General features: G+C 59.6%; 17 protein-coding genes. All 17 read right to left on the reverse strand.

All coding sequences use genetic code 11. From position 1 onward, the window contains the following. Positions 1–2: 2 nt before the first annotated feature. The 17 genes from PverR02_RS16740 to PverR02_RS16815 all read right to left on the reverse strand — a co-directional run bounded on the left by PverR02_RS16740 (position 3) and on the right by PverR02_RS16815 (position 14,469). Entirely contained in the window at positions 3–1,313 is a 1,311-nt protein-coding gene (locus PverR02_RS16740; RefSeq protein ID WP_079443926.1) for a DNA circularization protein, read from the reverse strand. Further along, positions 1,310–3,433: a phage tail tape measure protein gene (locus PverR02_RS16745; RefSeq protein ID WP_079443927.1), complete on the reverse strand. Its 2,124-nt coding sequence runs from the start codon at positions 3,431–3,433 to the stop codon at positions 1,310–1,312. The genes PverR02_RS16740 and PverR02_RS16745 overlap by 4 nt, the downstream gene beginning before the upstream one ends. A 130-nt stretch (positions 3,434–3,563) precedes the next feature. After that, complete coding sequence (locus tag PverR02_RS16750) at positions 3,564–3,860, reverse strand: phage tail assembly protein (RefSeq protein ID WP_079443928.1); 297 nt, start codon at positions 3,858–3,860, stop codon at positions 3,564–3,566. After that, positions 3,857–4,204: a phage tail tube protein gene (locus PverR02_RS16755; protein ID WP_079443929.1), complete on the reverse strand. Its 348-nt coding sequence runs from the start codon at positions 4,202–4,204 to the stop codon at positions 3,857–3,859. The genes PverR02_RS16750 and PverR02_RS16755 overlap by 4 nt, the downstream gene beginning before the upstream one ends. Positions 4,205–4,262: 58 nt before the next feature. Next, complete coding sequence (locus PverR02_RS16760) at positions 4,263–5,759, reverse strand: phage tail sheath subtilisin-like domain-containing protein (protein WP_079443930.1); 1,497 nt, start codon at positions 5,757–5,759, stop codon at positions 4,263–4,265. Beyond that, on the reverse strand, positions 5,759–5,941 hold the full coding sequence (locus PverR02_RS16765; RefSeq protein ID WP_079443931.1) for a DUF2635 domain-containing protein: 183 nt from the start codon (positions 5,939–5,941) through the stop codon (positions 5,759–5,761). Before PverR02_RS16765 ends, PverR02_RS16760 begins: the two co-directional genes overlap by 1 nt. After that, positions 5,938–6,528, reverse strand: a complete 591-nt coding sequence (locus PverR02_RS16770) for a phage tail terminator protein (RefSeq protein WP_079443932.1) — start codon at positions 6,526–6,528, stop codon at positions 5,938–5,940. The genes PverR02_RS16765 and PverR02_RS16770 overlap by 4 nt, the downstream gene beginning before the upstream one ends. A 57-nt stretch (positions 6,529–6,585) precedes the next feature. Then, positions 6,586–7,107, reverse strand: coding sequence for a hypothetical protein (locus tag PverR02_RS16775; protein ID WP_079443933.1), 522 nt, complete (start codon positions 7,105–7,107; stop codon positions 6,586–6,588). Continuing rightward, the gene (locus tag PverR02_RS16780; protein ID WP_079443934.1) at positions 7,100–7,462 is read right to left on the reverse strand and encodes a phage head closure protein; all 363 of its coding nucleotides are present in this window, start codon (positions 7,460–7,462) and stop codon (positions 7,100–7,102) included. Before PverR02_RS16780 ends, PverR02_RS16775 begins: the two co-directional genes overlap by 8 nt. A 2-nt stretch (positions 7,463–7,464) precedes the next feature. Next, positions 7,465–8,016: a hypothetical protein gene (locus PverR02_RS16785; protein ID WP_079443935.1), complete on the reverse strand. Its 552-nt coding sequence runs from the start codon at positions 8,014–8,016 to the stop codon at positions 7,465–7,467. Between the two features lie 3 nt (positions 8,017–8,019). Then, positions 8,020–8,334, reverse strand: coding sequence for a hypothetical protein (locus PverR02_RS16790; protein ID WP_079443936.1), 315 nt, complete (start codon positions 8,332–8,334; stop codon positions 8,020–8,022). Between the two features lie 48 nt (positions 8,335–8,382). Continuing rightward, positions 8,383–9,702 carry a phage major capsid protein gene (locus tag PverR02_RS16795; RefSeq protein WP_079443937.1) on the reverse strand — a complete coding sequence of 440 codons (1,320 nt, stop codon included), beginning with the start codon at positions 9,700–9,702 and terminating at the stop codon, positions 8,383–8,385. A gap of 62 nt (positions 9,703–9,764) precedes the next feature. Continuing rightward, positions 9,765–10,709 carry a S49 family peptidase gene (locus tag PverR02_RS16800; RefSeq protein WP_079443938.1) on the reverse strand — a complete coding sequence of 315 codons (945 nt, stop codon included), beginning with the start codon at positions 10,707–10,709 and terminating at the stop codon, positions 9,765–9,767. Next, a complete protein-coding gene (locus PverR02_RS16805) occupies positions 10,706–11,977 on the reverse strand; it encodes a phage portal protein (protein ID WP_079443939.1) in 1,272 nt (423 codons plus the stop codon). Before PverR02_RS16805 ends, PverR02_RS16800 begins: the two co-directional genes overlap by 4 nt. A gap of 2 nt (positions 11,978–11,979) precedes the next feature. After that, on the reverse strand, positions 11,980–12,153 hold the full coding sequence (locus tag PverR02_RS32305) for a hypothetical protein (RefSeq protein WP_167379486.1): 174 nt from the start codon (positions 12,151–12,153) through the stop codon (positions 11,980–11,982). Next, positions 12,150–13,973: a terminase large subunit gene (locus PverR02_RS16810; RefSeq protein WP_079443940.1), complete on the reverse strand. Its 1,824-nt coding sequence runs from the start codon at positions 13,971–13,973 to the stop codon at positions 12,150–12,152. Before PverR02_RS16810 ends, PverR02_RS32305 begins: the two co-directional genes overlap by 4 nt. Further along, positions 13,936–14,469 carry a phage terminase small subunit P27 family gene (locus PverR02_RS16815; protein ID WP_079443941.1) on the reverse strand — a complete coding sequence of 178 codons (534 nt, stop codon included), beginning with the start codon at positions 14,467–14,469 and terminating at the stop codon, positions 13,936–13,938. The genes PverR02_RS16810 and PverR02_RS16815 overlap by 38 nt, the downstream gene beginning before the upstream one ends. Positions 14,470–14,554: the final 85 nt, after the last annotated feature.

Consider the following 14,554-nt stretch of genomic DNA (forward strand, 5'->3'; position numbering starts at 1 on the left):
GGTTACTCCTGAGCGATTTTCAGCGGTACCGCTGGCACGAAGCCCGGGTGTTGAATGCGGTTGCGCTGCACCACCTCGCCGGCCCGTGTGGCATCACCAAATCGACGGTAGGCCAAGACCAGCGCCGGCAGGGTTTCAGCGGGCGTGATGTTCACCAGGCGCACGCCTGAGGCCGCTACAGCGGTCAGGTGTTTGATCAACGCCTGACGCAGCGTATTGAGCGCCTGGTAATGCTCCGGATCGGCCTTCAGGGACGCCTCCCAGATGGCCTCGCTCAGCGCATCGCGTAGATCGATCACATCGTCAGCCACTGGAACCTCCGGCCGCTCGACTGGCTGCACCGCCTGGTGATCAATCGACGGCGTGGATTCCACCGACACCGGCTGCGTAGCCACCGGCATCTCGCTGATGATCAGCGCCACCTGTACCAGCAGCGAATCCTGCACCAGGTTCGCCACCGCCTGCGCCGCTGCGGTGGTATCAGCTCCACTGGCCTGCGGAATGGTGTTGATACTGGTCACCGCCTCGACGTGCTGTGACGCCACCGCGACCGAGCTGCGGTAGCTGGGCGCCGTCACCGCGCCGGCTGCATTGCCGGCCTGCCCGGTGGAGCTGCTGGTGCGGTTCACGCCGGTACGGAACAAGCCCGAGGTAGAGAAGTCGCTGAAGTAGCTGGAAAACAACGCACTGAGCGCAGAAGGCGAATTCACCAGCGACTGGATAAAACCGCTGAGGTTGGTGAAAATCCCCAGGAACGGTGCGAACTGCCGCTGAATGATCGTGTACACATTCGACAAACCGTTGCGCAAGCCGATCAGGTTGATCCTGGCCTTATCCACTACTGCCATCGCGGCCTTGTAACGGCGAAGCGCCGAGCCCAGCAGGCTTTCCGATGACTTGACCACCTGTTGCTGGGTGTTCGCAGTGCCGGTGGGAAACTTGCGGGGTTTGCTGGGGTAGAAAGTCAGCTCAAGGCGAGCCATGCCCCCCTCAGTACGGCTATGGGTCAGGTCGCACTCGCCGACATCAACCAACATCCGGCCGAGCCAGGGGTGCACCAGCTCGCCAGGGCCTTCTTTCTCAAGCGCTTCCAGCAGCTTATCCCGCCGCTCAAAACAGTCGTCGCCAATGACGTAGGCGCTCACCTTGTGCACCTGGGATTGCTTGCCCAGGGACTCAAAGAACGGCTCATCCCGCTGGGGGTATTCGTGCAACTGGCCTTTGCGGCCAACCGGTACCGCTGCCTGCTCGATCAGGAATTTGATTCCCCTGAACGACGCAGGCAGCAGGTCATCGCGCCAGGTCTTTGTCACTGCGATCCTCCAGAGCCCACGGTGCGATATCCCACGCTGGGCTTGACGCTCAGGCCGGGCTGATTGGTTTTCGGTGGATCCACCCGTAACCCGGGTGGGGCGTCGGTGAACCGGATGTTCATTTCACCGTTCAACTGCGTGCGGTTGTTCTGGGCGGCTTGCTGCGGCACGCTCCCTGGTGCTGCCAATTGCCCCGGCCGGGCCAGCAGCGAGACCGGCGACCCGGCCGTGAGTACGCTGCCAGGTGTGGACTGATCAGGGCGGCGCAGCAACTTCGAAACATCCGCACCGCCCTGGGTGACGTTGCGCAGCGTCTGCTGATTGCGAACTATCTCTGCAGCATTCACCTGCAGGAACTCACCAGTGCCACCGCCCTCTCCCGCATTGCGTAACCGCTGCGCCTCGGCAAAATTATTAGCCTTAGCCGTGGCGGTTTTAATTAGACCGTCACCGCCCTCGCCACCACCGAAGAACTTCATCATCGGCTCAATGATCGGTCGCAGTTTTTCCCAGAGGCTCTGGAACCAAGCGCTGATCGGCTCCCAGTTTTTGACGATGTAGCCAAGGGGTGACCAATCGAACATGGTTTTAAGAAAGTCCATCACCGGCGTCGACAAAGCAACCACCACGCCCCACAACGCCTTGAAGAACTCCGTCAGCGGCCCCCAGTTGGCGACAATAAGTCCAATCGGCGTATACGAAGCGAAGGTTTTGAACACCTCCCACGCGGCCAGCGTAGGACCTCGGATCTTGTCCCACATCGCGTTGAAGTATGGCGCAATGGCGGACCAGTTCGACACGATCAGCCCCGCCGCCAGGGCAATGCCGGTGGCGGCAAGTCCGATGGGGTTGGCTTTCATGGCGAACGACAACAGTTTGGTCGCCACGATGGTCGAGACGATCCCAAGCCGTAGCGCGGTAAACGCAATGCCCGCAGCGGCGACACCACGGACGACATTGGGATTGGCCTCTATCAACTTCGAAAACTGAACCACCAATGGCCGCACGACATCGACTACGCCGTTGAGTGCAGGCAGAAGAGCATTGCCAATCGCCTTTGAGACGTTACTAGTGGCGTTGCGAAGAAGCCCGAGATTGTTCTCTGTTGTTGCAGCGCGGGAGGCATACTCCTTTTGCATAGATCCTGCGTACAGAGTCGAATCCCCCACTTTGTTCAAGTTACCCTTGAGCAAATCAAGATTTGTGAGCAGCGACGCAATCGAGGTTACCGACTCAGAACCGAACAACTGAGTCAACAAGCCAACACGTGAAGCAGCATCGACCTTGCCGATACGTTCAAGGATATTCAGGATCGTGCCCTGCGCATCCGTCTGCATCGACTTCGCGACCTGCTTGGAATCAAGGCGAATGGACTTGAACGCCTGCGATTGAGCCTTGGTCGCGGACGCCCCCTTGGTCATCGACAACATGAAATTCTTGATGCCAGTAGCCGCAACTTCCTGTTCGACCCCCACCCCTGCCATCGTTGCACCCAGCGCCGCGATCTGACCTGATGCGAGACCGGCAATCTCACCGAGAGGGCCGATCCGGGTCACGATGTCAGAGATTTTCTTGGTGTTCGCCGGCCCAGTGTTGCCCAGGTAGTTGATCCGATCAGCGAGATCAGTCACTTCGCCCTGGGTCATCTTGAATGATGTCCGCCACGTTGCCATCATGTCGCCGCTTTGGTCGGCGGTCTGATCAAAGGCAATGCCCATCTTGACCGCTGCCTCCGCGAACCCAAGCAGTTCGTTTTGTGCAAAACCTGCCTGGCCACCGGCTGCGACAATCTTGGCGATATCGCCGGCAGCCATTGGCAGTACTTCCGACATCCGGGATATGTCATCACCCATTTGCTTGAATTGCTCAGGGGTTTTGAAGTCGACAACCTTGTTGACGTTCGCCATCTCGGATTCAAAGGCAACAGCTGATTTGATCCCGACAGCAAACGGCGCAGCCATCGCCCCGCCGGTCACTAGATCCTTTATTCCAATTTTTCCGAGGCCGGTTTTTTCAAGGTTTTTCCTGAACGAGCCCACGTTCTTCTGAATGCCAGCTAACTTTGGCGACAACTTGTCGACGCCAGTGATTAACGCCTTGAGCTGAAATTTGTCCGCCATTATTGTTCCTGCCGGTATGCATTTATTCGCAGCGCCTGGTCCTGCGACTCGATGATGAGGTCCAGCGATCTGGACATCATCTGTTCGGGGTCGACCCTCCAGTACCAGGCCAGGTCGTAACTAACGGCTATCAGGTCTTCGGCTGAGGTGACGCCGACGTCGTGAAAAAACTAAAGACCACCCAAGCCAAAGAGTTGAGGTCTGAGAGGTCCAGTTGGTTGACCGACGACGGTGGAATACCCGCACAAACCGCGATGTATTTGGCAACAACATCCATGTCCAAGGAAACATCTTCATTCTTGTCGAGCTTGTAAGGCATCGCCTTGATTGCCCTGACTTCCTGCACCGTAGGCCGACGCAAAGTCAGCTCAGTGAGCTGCTCGCCATGAGCCTCAATCGGCTGCTCCAGTTTGATCGGATCACTCATTGCCATGTCCCCTTGATGCCATCAAATTGCAGCTCAATGGTGCCGTCGTCACCCTTGGAACTAGGCTCGTCGACGAGGTAGGCGCCAGCCAACACGTAGACCTTGCCGTTCTTGAACTCGACAGTCACCGTCATGTCCGTACCATTGACCAGTTTCTTGATGTCCAGGTCCGAGGTATGCACCGCAGTGACCTTGACCCACGGCGCCAAGTCTTCTTCCTTGTAGAAGCCCGGTACCACCGTCTCGCGCTTGACCTCCATCAACGGCGCTTCACAGCCGCCGGTGATCGTCAACTGGGAACCGTCTACTTTGACGTAGGCCGTGCCCGCTACTTTTTGTCCCATGGTTTATCTCCGCGCATAAAAAAGCCCGCGCGTGCGGGCTGGGTGTTCAAGGTCGACGTTAAGCCGCAGCGTCGTACTGCAGGCGGAACTGGTTGAGCAACGCGAAGACGCGTAGACCGTTGATATAGTCCGGCGGGAACAGCACGTTTACCCGGCCGGGATCGTTGCCGTCGCGCTCAACGATCAAGTGTTGGGCGAACAGCTCAGCGTTTTCGACGTGGCCTTCCAACTCCAGCTTGGCGTACTGGGCGATCAGTTCACCGCGGATTGTGCTCGGCGTCACGATGGGCGCGCCGGCGCCGAAGCGGGTACCGTCATTTGCCAGCTTGTGCCGACCGTACTTGCTGGTGATCACACCTTGCAGTCGGCGGATGATGAACGCCGATTGATGCATCGTCTCGCTGTCCAGGTAGGAGTTATCCGACTGGCCGTAAGCATTCTTCTGGTAGGTCGTGATAGCGCGCTGAATCCGCACGTAACCGCCTTCAAAGTAAGCCGTTGCAATCCCGTAACTGAGCAGCGATTGACGCTCAGTTAGGGTAAACCGCTCGCTCGCCGGCGCCGGATCCAGCCCAGGCAAACTACCGCTCTGGGTTGGACGGCTGGCATCTGCCGAGATAAATACCGATGTACGCGCCGCCAACGATGCAGCCTGCACCCAGAACGGCTGCGGCACGCCGACTTCCATGGCCTGAATGGTCATGTGTTGGTCGTTGCGCGCCTGGCCCGCCGCGACCAGCGTACCGAGGGTGCCACGCTTGGCGCTGTAGACGTGGCCGAACAACTGCTTGGCCCAGCTCCAGCGTCCCACGCTGTCATCCATTGCAGCCTTCCAGGCATTGAGACTGGTCGTATCAGACCAGGGCATGCAGATGAATTCGAAAGGCTCGTCGCCCAGGGCGGCCAACGCCTCTACCTGATCAGGCGCCCCAACGCCGCCCGCCATCGCGGTGACGGTGGCCGTAAGCCCAGCCGGAAGAACCTCGCCGTTGGTCTTTCCCAACCGATTGAGCTGCAAGCTGATGTCGTTGCCGCTTTCCCCTTTCCATTTGCAGGTGAGCGTAACCACGGCCTCGGCGGCAGTCGCTGTAATCGGCAAGTCCGGTGTGGCATTGATTCGAACCGCAAGCGCCGATGCGGCCTGCGCAGCAGTTGCGGCACTCACGACAGTGGCCTGCACACGCACACCGCCCACATACAGGTTCAGCAACCCGGCCTCAGTAGCCACGCCCGCGAGGGTCACGGTTGCACTGGATACCACACCTTCGGTTGCAAGCAGCGGCAGGCACCAGACCTCTCCCACGGGGTCAGTCTTGCGCCAGGCATCATACATAGCTGCCAACATCGAACCTTGACCACCAATGGTTTTGGCGAGGGCCACGCTGGGCACCAGCACCAGAGAGCCGATATTGTCGCTTGTGGCGTTGCCGTTCACCTGGCCGACGATCAGCCGGCGCATGGTAGAAGACGCACTGTTCGCCGCCGAGTTGTCCATCTCCGCATAGAACAGCGGAACACGCAGGTCTGCCGGGATGTTGCTGAATCCGATGGACATTATTTTGCCCCCTCTTGTTTCGCCGCTTTCACAGCCTTGGTTGTCACGTCGCCATCCGCCAGACGGCGGCGCCACCAGGCGTTGTCTGGAACATCCCGCCCCACTGCCGGCAACAGGTCGCCCGCCTCAGGATCAGGTACGGCCCGGCCTGCGGCCGGCACCACGTTGATGCGCTTGGTCATGGTGTTACATCTCCTGAGAATTTTGCTTCGATACGCCCATCAGGGCCGGGGGATTGCAAGTTGGGGTCTGCCGGGTCAATGCAGTCCATGTTGATGGTCATGCCGGTGAACGGTGGCAAGCCGTCAAGTTCGTATTCGTGCCAGGTCTCGGCGGGCTCTGCCGACGTGTTGCGACCCAGCTGGAAGTCAGAGGCGAACGTAAACCGGTAGATCGTGCGGTTGCGGTTGATCGAGATCAGCTCACCGCCTTCGTACTCGATCAGGTCGTATTCCGGCCCAGGCTTCCAGCCGATGAGGGCACGCCATAACTCGGCGCGGAAAACGTGCACCAGGTCGGCGGCTTCCTGACCGCGTTCGTCCTGGGTGTCGAGGACTAGCACCACGTCGAACTTGTCGCTGATGTCCTGCTGGACGCCGGTTTGGATCGTGTTCGCACCGGCCTTGTCGCCGATGGGAATTACGTAGGCAGAAGGCCGACTGAGCTTGGCGCTTGCCGCCACGGCTTCAAAATCAATGCCGCCTGCAACACGGCCTGCGAAGCCAGGGCAGTACTGGCGTAGTTGTGCAACGATTGGGGTAACTCGCATAGAAAAAGTCCAGGTGTAAAGGGCCGCGGGCCGGTCTATCTATGGGAGATGAGCGCCCTATCCGAGAGCATCAGCAAAGGCCCGGCTCAAGATCGCCCGAACTTCCGAGCCGGAATCCTGCAGGGCGTCGGACATGTAGTTGGCGCGCGGTTCAATCCGCCATCCATTGCTTTTACGCGCTTCGACCAACGCCGCCCTTGCACCACTTCGCCGACGGTTGCTTTTGCCGCGTCCTTCACCGGGCGCCAACTTCTTGATACGGCTGCCCTGGCGCACACCGTAGTGTAGGTACGCCGGGTAATAATCTTTCATGGCGCCGGTCTTGTACGGCGCGACCTTGACCATGAAGCCAGACCGGGAAACCTTGAAGTTGATCGAACCCAGCAACGCGCCAGTCCGGTTTAGGGGGTAGCTGTCTTGGCCTCGGGCCAGAGCGATGTTCATCTGTGCCCGTTGCCGCACCAGTTTGCCGGCCTTGCGCATGGCCGCTCGGATCTTCTTCTTGTCGAAGGCTTCGCGTTCGAATTTTTCGAAGCCTTCGATATGAATGTAACCGTCAACGCCAACTGAGTTAGCCATAGATACCGCCTCCCGCCTGGGCCGCGCCCAGCTCTTCGACCTCCAGCAACGTGAAGCGGTGACCGCCGTTCATATCGGCGACCCGACGCACCCGGTAAATCGAACCACCGTGCACGACCTCATGTGCATCGCTCATGCCTTTGAGGTAGTAAAGGGTCACACGGTGGGTGATCTTCACATCGGTTTGAACTCCGTTGGCGTATACCGCAGTCCCGACCGGCTCAATCTTTGCCCACCGTTTTTTCTGGTCAGTGAACTGCGAGTCCAGACCCAGATCAGACGCAGGAATGTCAGACCGCAACCGCAGAGTGATACGCCGGTCCAGCTCGCCGGCACTGGGTTCAAGCATTGCCATAGTCAGAACCTCGGCGGCACGGTGATCTCTGCCACCAAGTGATCTAGGAACGTCGATGGAAACTCGGCCAGCGTGTGCCCCACCAGGAACACTTCCGGGTACCGGTAAATTGTCGCCGCTGCCATCAACAGCCAATTGCGCACGCCGGGGTGAAGGTCAATATCTAACCCAGCCCTGTAGCGGATGCGGAGCCGGCCAACAGGCCGAACTGCTAGGAAGTGCAGGAAGCTTTCCCGCAGGTCCTGGCGCAGGTCAAAGGGCCCGACCTGCTCTACCCAGCTTCCATCGGCCTGCTGGGAGAACACCGAGACGACATCGCTCGCCTGGCCTACATCGAGCGCATGCCCGCTCTGCCGATCCGCCGGCCACTCTTCTTCGTAAACAGCGCTGCGGATTGCAGCGCCCGTTTTCGACTCACACTGTGAGGTGACGCCAGGGATGATGATTTGCTCGATCAGCTCCGGCGCCATATCTTCCGGCTCAACACGACATTGGAACGCTACCTGGGCCAGGGTCAGAACCGGCGGGCCGGTATATTCGATTCGGCGAGCCATGACTTATGGCTTCGCGTCGTCGGCGTCGTCATCAGCGCCAGCACCACCGCCGGTTTCCGCGCCGCCCTCACCGCCTTCTTCGCCAGCACCGCCTGGCGGATCCGCTTCACTGCCAGTGCCAGCGGCTTTTTTATCAGAGGGTTTCGAGGCAGCCTTCTTTGGAGCCCTCGCTTTTGACGCAGTACCCGCGCCCTCGTAGACCTCGGCAAATCCCTTTTTCTCAAGCCCTTCAACAACCGCCGGATCGAACCCCGCCAGCTCATCGACTGAATAGCCACGCCAGGCTTTCAGGAAACGCACCACAATTTTATCGCTCATCGCATTTGACCTCAGAGATGCAAAGCCCCGCCGTGGCGGGGCAAGGGATTACATGCCGGCGCCCCACTTGACGCCGACTGCGACGACGATGCACTCCACATGTCGAGGGCCGAAGTCGTGCTTGGCAATGACTTTCACCAGGGTCTGATCACGTTGGAAGGCACTGACCATGTTGCCGTCGGCGTCCTTGTAAGACGCTTCATTGCTGAACGCGATTGTCAGGTCCATGTCTTCGCCGATCATCATGTCGGCGAAGTTCACGAAGTAGAACTCCGACTCATCACCACCAGCGCCAAGGTTTACTGGGATCTGGTTGCTCAGACCGACCGGGTAGCCTTTGAAGTAGCCCGTCTCGATTTCTGGGTATGCCTTGTTGCCGTTGCCGTCGCGAAGGGTCTGCAACCAACGCAACGTGCGCGGATGCATCAACCAACCACAGGACTTCATCATCACGTTCGCGGTTTCAATGCGAAGCATCATCCCGCCGCAGAAGAGATCAATCTTCTCCAGGGTGAGATCTGCAACCGCAGGTGCCGTCAAAACGTTGAATGGCAACGCCCAATAGCGCATCCCCTTCGGCAGCGAGCCGGAGCCATCGGCCCGAATAAAGTGAAGATCCTCGGAAAGCCCCATCGAAACCGCCAGGTCTTCCACTACCAGGCCGTCAATGCGAGGGTTGATCCCTGCGTTTGCAATCAAGTCATTGGAGATCGGCACAATCGCCGCAGCTTTTTTGGCGGAAAGCTTGGTGTCAGCGAACGTCATACCGGTGATTGGAATGTCCTGTTCGGTCCCGATGTAGGTGACGACGGTATTCCCGGTGATTCGCGGCTGAGTCAGGTTGCCGTTATTCAGTGGCAGGCTGCGGGTACCCATCTTGCGAACGATCGACATTGGCCGAAGCGCTTCAATAATTTCGGACGAAAAATTCGTCGGTACCAGAACCCCGCCAGCACCCGGCGTGACCGTACTCAGCGCCATCGCTACCTCGGGCGAGTATCCACCCTGCTGCGCCATCTGCGCCGCCTGATGTTGGTTACCCTGAGCGGCAGCCAGCAAACGAACCATTTGAGCCATTCGCACACCGGGCTCAAGTTTCTGCGCATACGGGCCAGAGATATGCGTCGGCGGACTGGCGATGCCCTGAGCGCTCTCTGCAACCGGTACAGCACTGGCAGCGACAAGACGTTCAGTCGACTCGGCGCGGGCCAGCTTGGCTGTCAGTTCGTTGATCTGGGTTTCCAGCTGGGTGAATTGCGCCAACTGCTCGACGGACAAACTGCCGCCGTCCGACTCGATCTTGGCAAGTGCCTGGACCTGGGTCACCAGTTGGGCGCGTTCGCTACGCATTTGAAGTACAAGGGACATGGTGCCTCCTGGGCATTAAAAAACCCGCACAAGACGGGCTTCGACGACTGCCGCGAACGCGGTCAGATCAGTGTTTGAAAACTCAGTGCCGAAGCACGAACCGCGATGCGGCCGCCCTGGCGATTCGCACGGCTCACCGCGACAGAATGGGAAAGATCATCAACGGCCTGTTGCGGACTCTGCATTCGATCCGCCAGCCCGGCGCTGATGCCGGCCTGGCCGCGATAAAGCCCCGCTTCGGTTGCCATCACCTGTTGAACAGATAGCCCCCGGTACTCGGCAACGGCGTTGACGAAAAGCTGGTAGCTCTCTTGCACTACATCGTTGAGGTACTTAAGCGACTGATCGCTCAAGGGCTCGTGTGGGCTGAGGTCGTTTTTGTGGGCACCTGCGAACACGGTGGTCACCTTGACGCCCATGCCCTCTTCCATCTTGGAGCGGTCCATGTGGCTGGCGATGACGCCGATAGAGCCGACGCCACTGGTTTGGCTCACCACCAACTCGCTACACGCCGAACCGATCAAGTAGCCGCCGCTGTACGCCATGAAGTTCACAATGCCGGTGATGGGCTTTTGCTGGGCCATGGCACGGATATCCGAAGCCAGTTCAAACGCTCCCACGGCAGAACCGCCGGGACTGTCGATGTCCAGAACGATCTGCTCGACCATCGGGTCCGCCACCGCGTTTCGGATTTGACTCCGCAGCGATTCATAGCTGGTCATGGTCTCGCACATGCTGACATGGCTGCCACGACTGACCAGCACACCGCTGACCGGAATCACCTCTATTCCTGTGCGTGCAATCGCAGTGCGGCGCTCTTCTTCGCGCTGGGCGATGCGATCCATGCCGTCATCCAACCATAGGCCCGCAACGCCCTGGCCGCCGATATTGACGATGTTCAAGCTCATTGCCTGGTTGGCCCATCGCACGCCGAGGTCCAACATATCAGGCATCACCAACAGCGGCTGGTTGAACAGCAGGCTGGAGGCTCTCAGGTAGTTTTTCATTGCGCCAGAATCCTCTCAATTTGTGCGTGCTGCATTTCGAGTTGCGCGCGCACCGCAGGGTTGGTCAAGTCGGCGCCGCTCTTGCCCGCGTCAACCATGTTCAGCGGCTGCATGTAGATGTCACCGCCCGTCACCGGTGGCATGTTCTCCAGGCGACGGATATCGTTGGCACTCAGCCAGCCCCACTGCCGTCCAATGGCATAGGCTTCGTAGCGGCTCTTCTGGTCACCACGTAGCAACCCGGAAAGGTTGAACTCGATGAAGTAGTTGCGCCGATCGGCAGGCAACAGGAAGTCGCGCATCATCGACTGTTCGTGACGCTTGACCCACGGTAGCAACGCGAACACCACGAACTGAATCATCAGTTGCTCGAGGGTGTTGTAGTTCGACTTCTCCAGATCGTTGACCATGGGCAATGGAATCTTGTAAATCCGGGCGATATCGGTACCGGTGGTTTTGAGGATACCCAGCACCTCGGCATCCACGTTGTTCATGGAGACGGGCTTGAAGGTCATGCCCTCTTGCAGCAAGGCCACCTTCTTGGCGTTGTCCATGCCGCCGAACTTCTGGCCCCACTGATCGACGATCTTGTCGATGCTGCTCTGATCCTTAATCGCGGGTGCTTCACGCGGCCGCTCGATCACGCCGGAGACGGTCACGCCGTTGGCGAAGCTCTTGCCCGTGTACTGCCTTACGGCCTGGGCAAGCCCGAGGGATTCGGCGTGCACCTCAATCGGCGAAAGCCCGACGTAGTGGTTCGTGCTGAACCACCGAACGTGGTGGACCATCCGCATCGGTAGAGCTTCCCCCCCGCCGATCCGGTAGTACGGCAGCATGTCGCCACCCTTGAGCACCTGCACCTTGTCGTTGCGCAGCGGCCAAAGCGCCACAACGTTGCCATCGTCCCGCCGGTCGATGAAGCTGTAACCGTTGCCGCGCAAGCCAGCGGCGCCCTGCATACACTCCATGAACTCATACGGAGTCTGGAAGCCGTTCGGCTGGTAACGAAGCACGTCATACGCCGGGTGGTTGATAGCCGCTTCGCGCTGGCCTTTGTCCAACCGTTTGTACATCTCGCAGGGCAACTGCCCCATGGTCTCGGCCAGCAGCGTGACGCAGTTTTGCAGGATCGGCAGACCCAGGGCTGACTCCGGTGTGACCTTCACCCCGGTGCTATTGCGTCCACTACCGATCAGGCCGCGCCAGAAGCCGCTCCCCGTTTCAGTGAGGTTGCCGCGCCCTTCGCCGAGCACGCTAGAAAAGAACATGCTCAACCTCCTTTGGGTTTCATTGCAGCAGCTGCGCGATCCGCCAGCCGGGACCAGGCCATTAACCCAACACCCGCCACTACACACGCGGCAGGCACGTGGACCATCGCCACGCCGCCGACCAACAGGCAGAAGCCCAGCAGGCCGGACAGCCAGGACAGGATGACCAATTTCATATACCGACCCCTTCGTCGTAGATGGATGTACCACCTACGCCGGCGGCTTTGCCGCTGATGCCGGTGGCCATGATGGCGGCGACGATGCCGTCGATGCGGCCGGTCGCCTTTGCCTTGTCGGCCTTGCGGTTGTTGGCCGGGTCAGAAACGATCACCGCGTTACCAGCGTTCCAGGTCATGACCGGGTTGCCGTCATGCCGCAGGGTTTCTACCGTCTCGCTTTCGACCAGTTCCCACTCACTGGGATCGAGGTCAATGACACCCTCGCCCTCTTCCTCGGGAGCAAGACCCAGTAGCCGACGCTCGAACTCATCAACGGCTGGCCCCATGTCCTTGAAGCCCTGGCCGAACCCCACCATCTCGGGCAGCGTAATGTCGTATTCGGACATGAGCTGCAGCAGGTCCTCGATCCGCCAACGGTCATAGGCGATGCGCTCTACGCCGAAGTACGTGGTTATCGTCACCAGGCGCCGCAACACATGCAGCTTGCTGATGGCTCGACCAGGCGTTGTTTCAAGATGTCCGTGTTTGACCCACATCGCATAAGGCACCTTGTCACGGTCCTCACGGCCTTGCAGATCGTCGTCCGGGATCCAGAAGTACGGCAGCACCCGCCAGTGCGGATCGTGCGGCGCCGGCCAGAACAGCAGAACGAACGCCGTCAGGTCGGTGGTACTTGCCAGGTCGAGGCCCCCGACACAGCGCCGGTTGCGCAACATCCGCATCGGCACACGCTCTTCCGCCTGCTTCCAAACTGCCCATGAAATCCATGGGGCATCGGCCTGGGTCCACTCGCAGAAGTTCAAGCGCCGTACCACGGACTCTTGAGCGGGCAGCCCCCGGGCAGCCTTCACCTGCTCTCGCAAGTACTTGCGACCCGGGATGCCGTCGGCCTGGCCCTCTGCGATGTGATCGAGCGAGGGGTTGACCTTCGCCCAGCAGCTTTCGTCTTTGAATGGATCGTCGCCATCGTCGAGCGAACAGATGAAGGCAAAAAAGCTGTCGTCATCCTCGATTCCGGCGCAGATACGCACGCCCAGGTCGTGATACTGACCGCACACCGTTTTCTTGTCGGAGCCGCTGTTGGTGATCATCACCACCATGGCCTTGCGGCGGTTCTTGGTACCGGCGCGCATCATGTTCACGGTGGCAGCGGTTTTGTGTTCGTGCACCTCATCAAGCAGGCCAATGTGGGGCCGCGGGCCTGACTTTCCTTCGTCGGCACTGATCGGCCGGAAGAACGAATTGGTGTTTGGGTAGAACAGGTTCCACACCTTTTCGTCGCGCCCCGACTGCACCAGGCGCGTGCGGAGTTTGGTGGACATGTCCACCATCGACACGGCGTCACGAAACAGGATCATTGCCTGGTCGCGCTTGGTTGCAGCGGCATAGATCTCAGCGCGTTGCTCGCCGTCAGACACCAGCCCATACAGGCCGATGCCGGCCACCAATGGGCTTTTACCGGAGCCTTTCCCGGTTTCGATGTAACCAAGCCGGAAGCGGCGGAACCCGTCGACCGTCATCCAGCCGAACAAACTGCCGATGACGAACGCTTGCCACGGGGCCAGCAGGAATGGCATTCCTTCGTAGTCACCACCGTTGAGGCAAAGCACCTCTTCGAAAAACCCGATGGCTCGGTTGGCCTTGCCCAGATCCCAGATCAGACCGCGAGACGGCCCGTGTTTAAGGTCCTGCAGGTGCCGCTTGCAGGCATTGCGGACATCAGGACCTGCGACGATATCGCCAGCCAGCACTGCCAGGGCAAACGCGCTGACGCGATCATCAGTTGAAGTACTTGTCTGCGGCGTCTCGTTGCTCATTGGGGAATAGCTCACCTTGCGGCGCCGGTGACGTTTTCAGATTGCGCCGGGACATAGGCGACAGGCCGAACTGAGCCCCGGCGGCGTTGGCGCGCTTTTCGGCGTCGTTCGCGAGTTGGCGAAGGACGTGCATTTGCTGCGCACCGGTTTTGAAGGTCTGGATGTCGCCGCCCAGGTCATCATCGGAGGCATCGTTTCGCTTCGTGATCAGCCGCTGGTACCGGCGCCAATCGGCGGTCGCCTGGCAGTAGGTCGCCAGCGCCATCGAGTCCAATTTAGAAACAATGCCCAGGGAGATCAGCGCCGGCACCAGTTGCCCCCACTCGGCGACTGCATCAGCAGAAAGCACGTCCGGCATAGGTGGAGCGCCAACAGGCACTGGCGGCGCCGCGACTTGAGCCAGCAGATCGCTGACGTTTTCGCGCCCTCGATTTCCTTGCAGTAATTTCAGCGCCGCCGGCGTTCCAGGGCGACCCGAGTTTCCGTTTCCGGCCATAAATACCCCTACTTTGTTGATACCCCCCCTCCCTCATTTATCCCGACGTTGCACACGACGGGGGGCGAGCGGTCTAGAAGAAATT

The sequence above is a fragment of the Pseudomonas veronii genome, assembly GCF_002028325.1.
Classification (GTDB): domain Bacteria; phylum Pseudomonadota; class Gammaproteobacteria; order Pseudomonadales; family Pseudomonadaceae; genus Aquipseudomonas; species Aquipseudomonas veronii.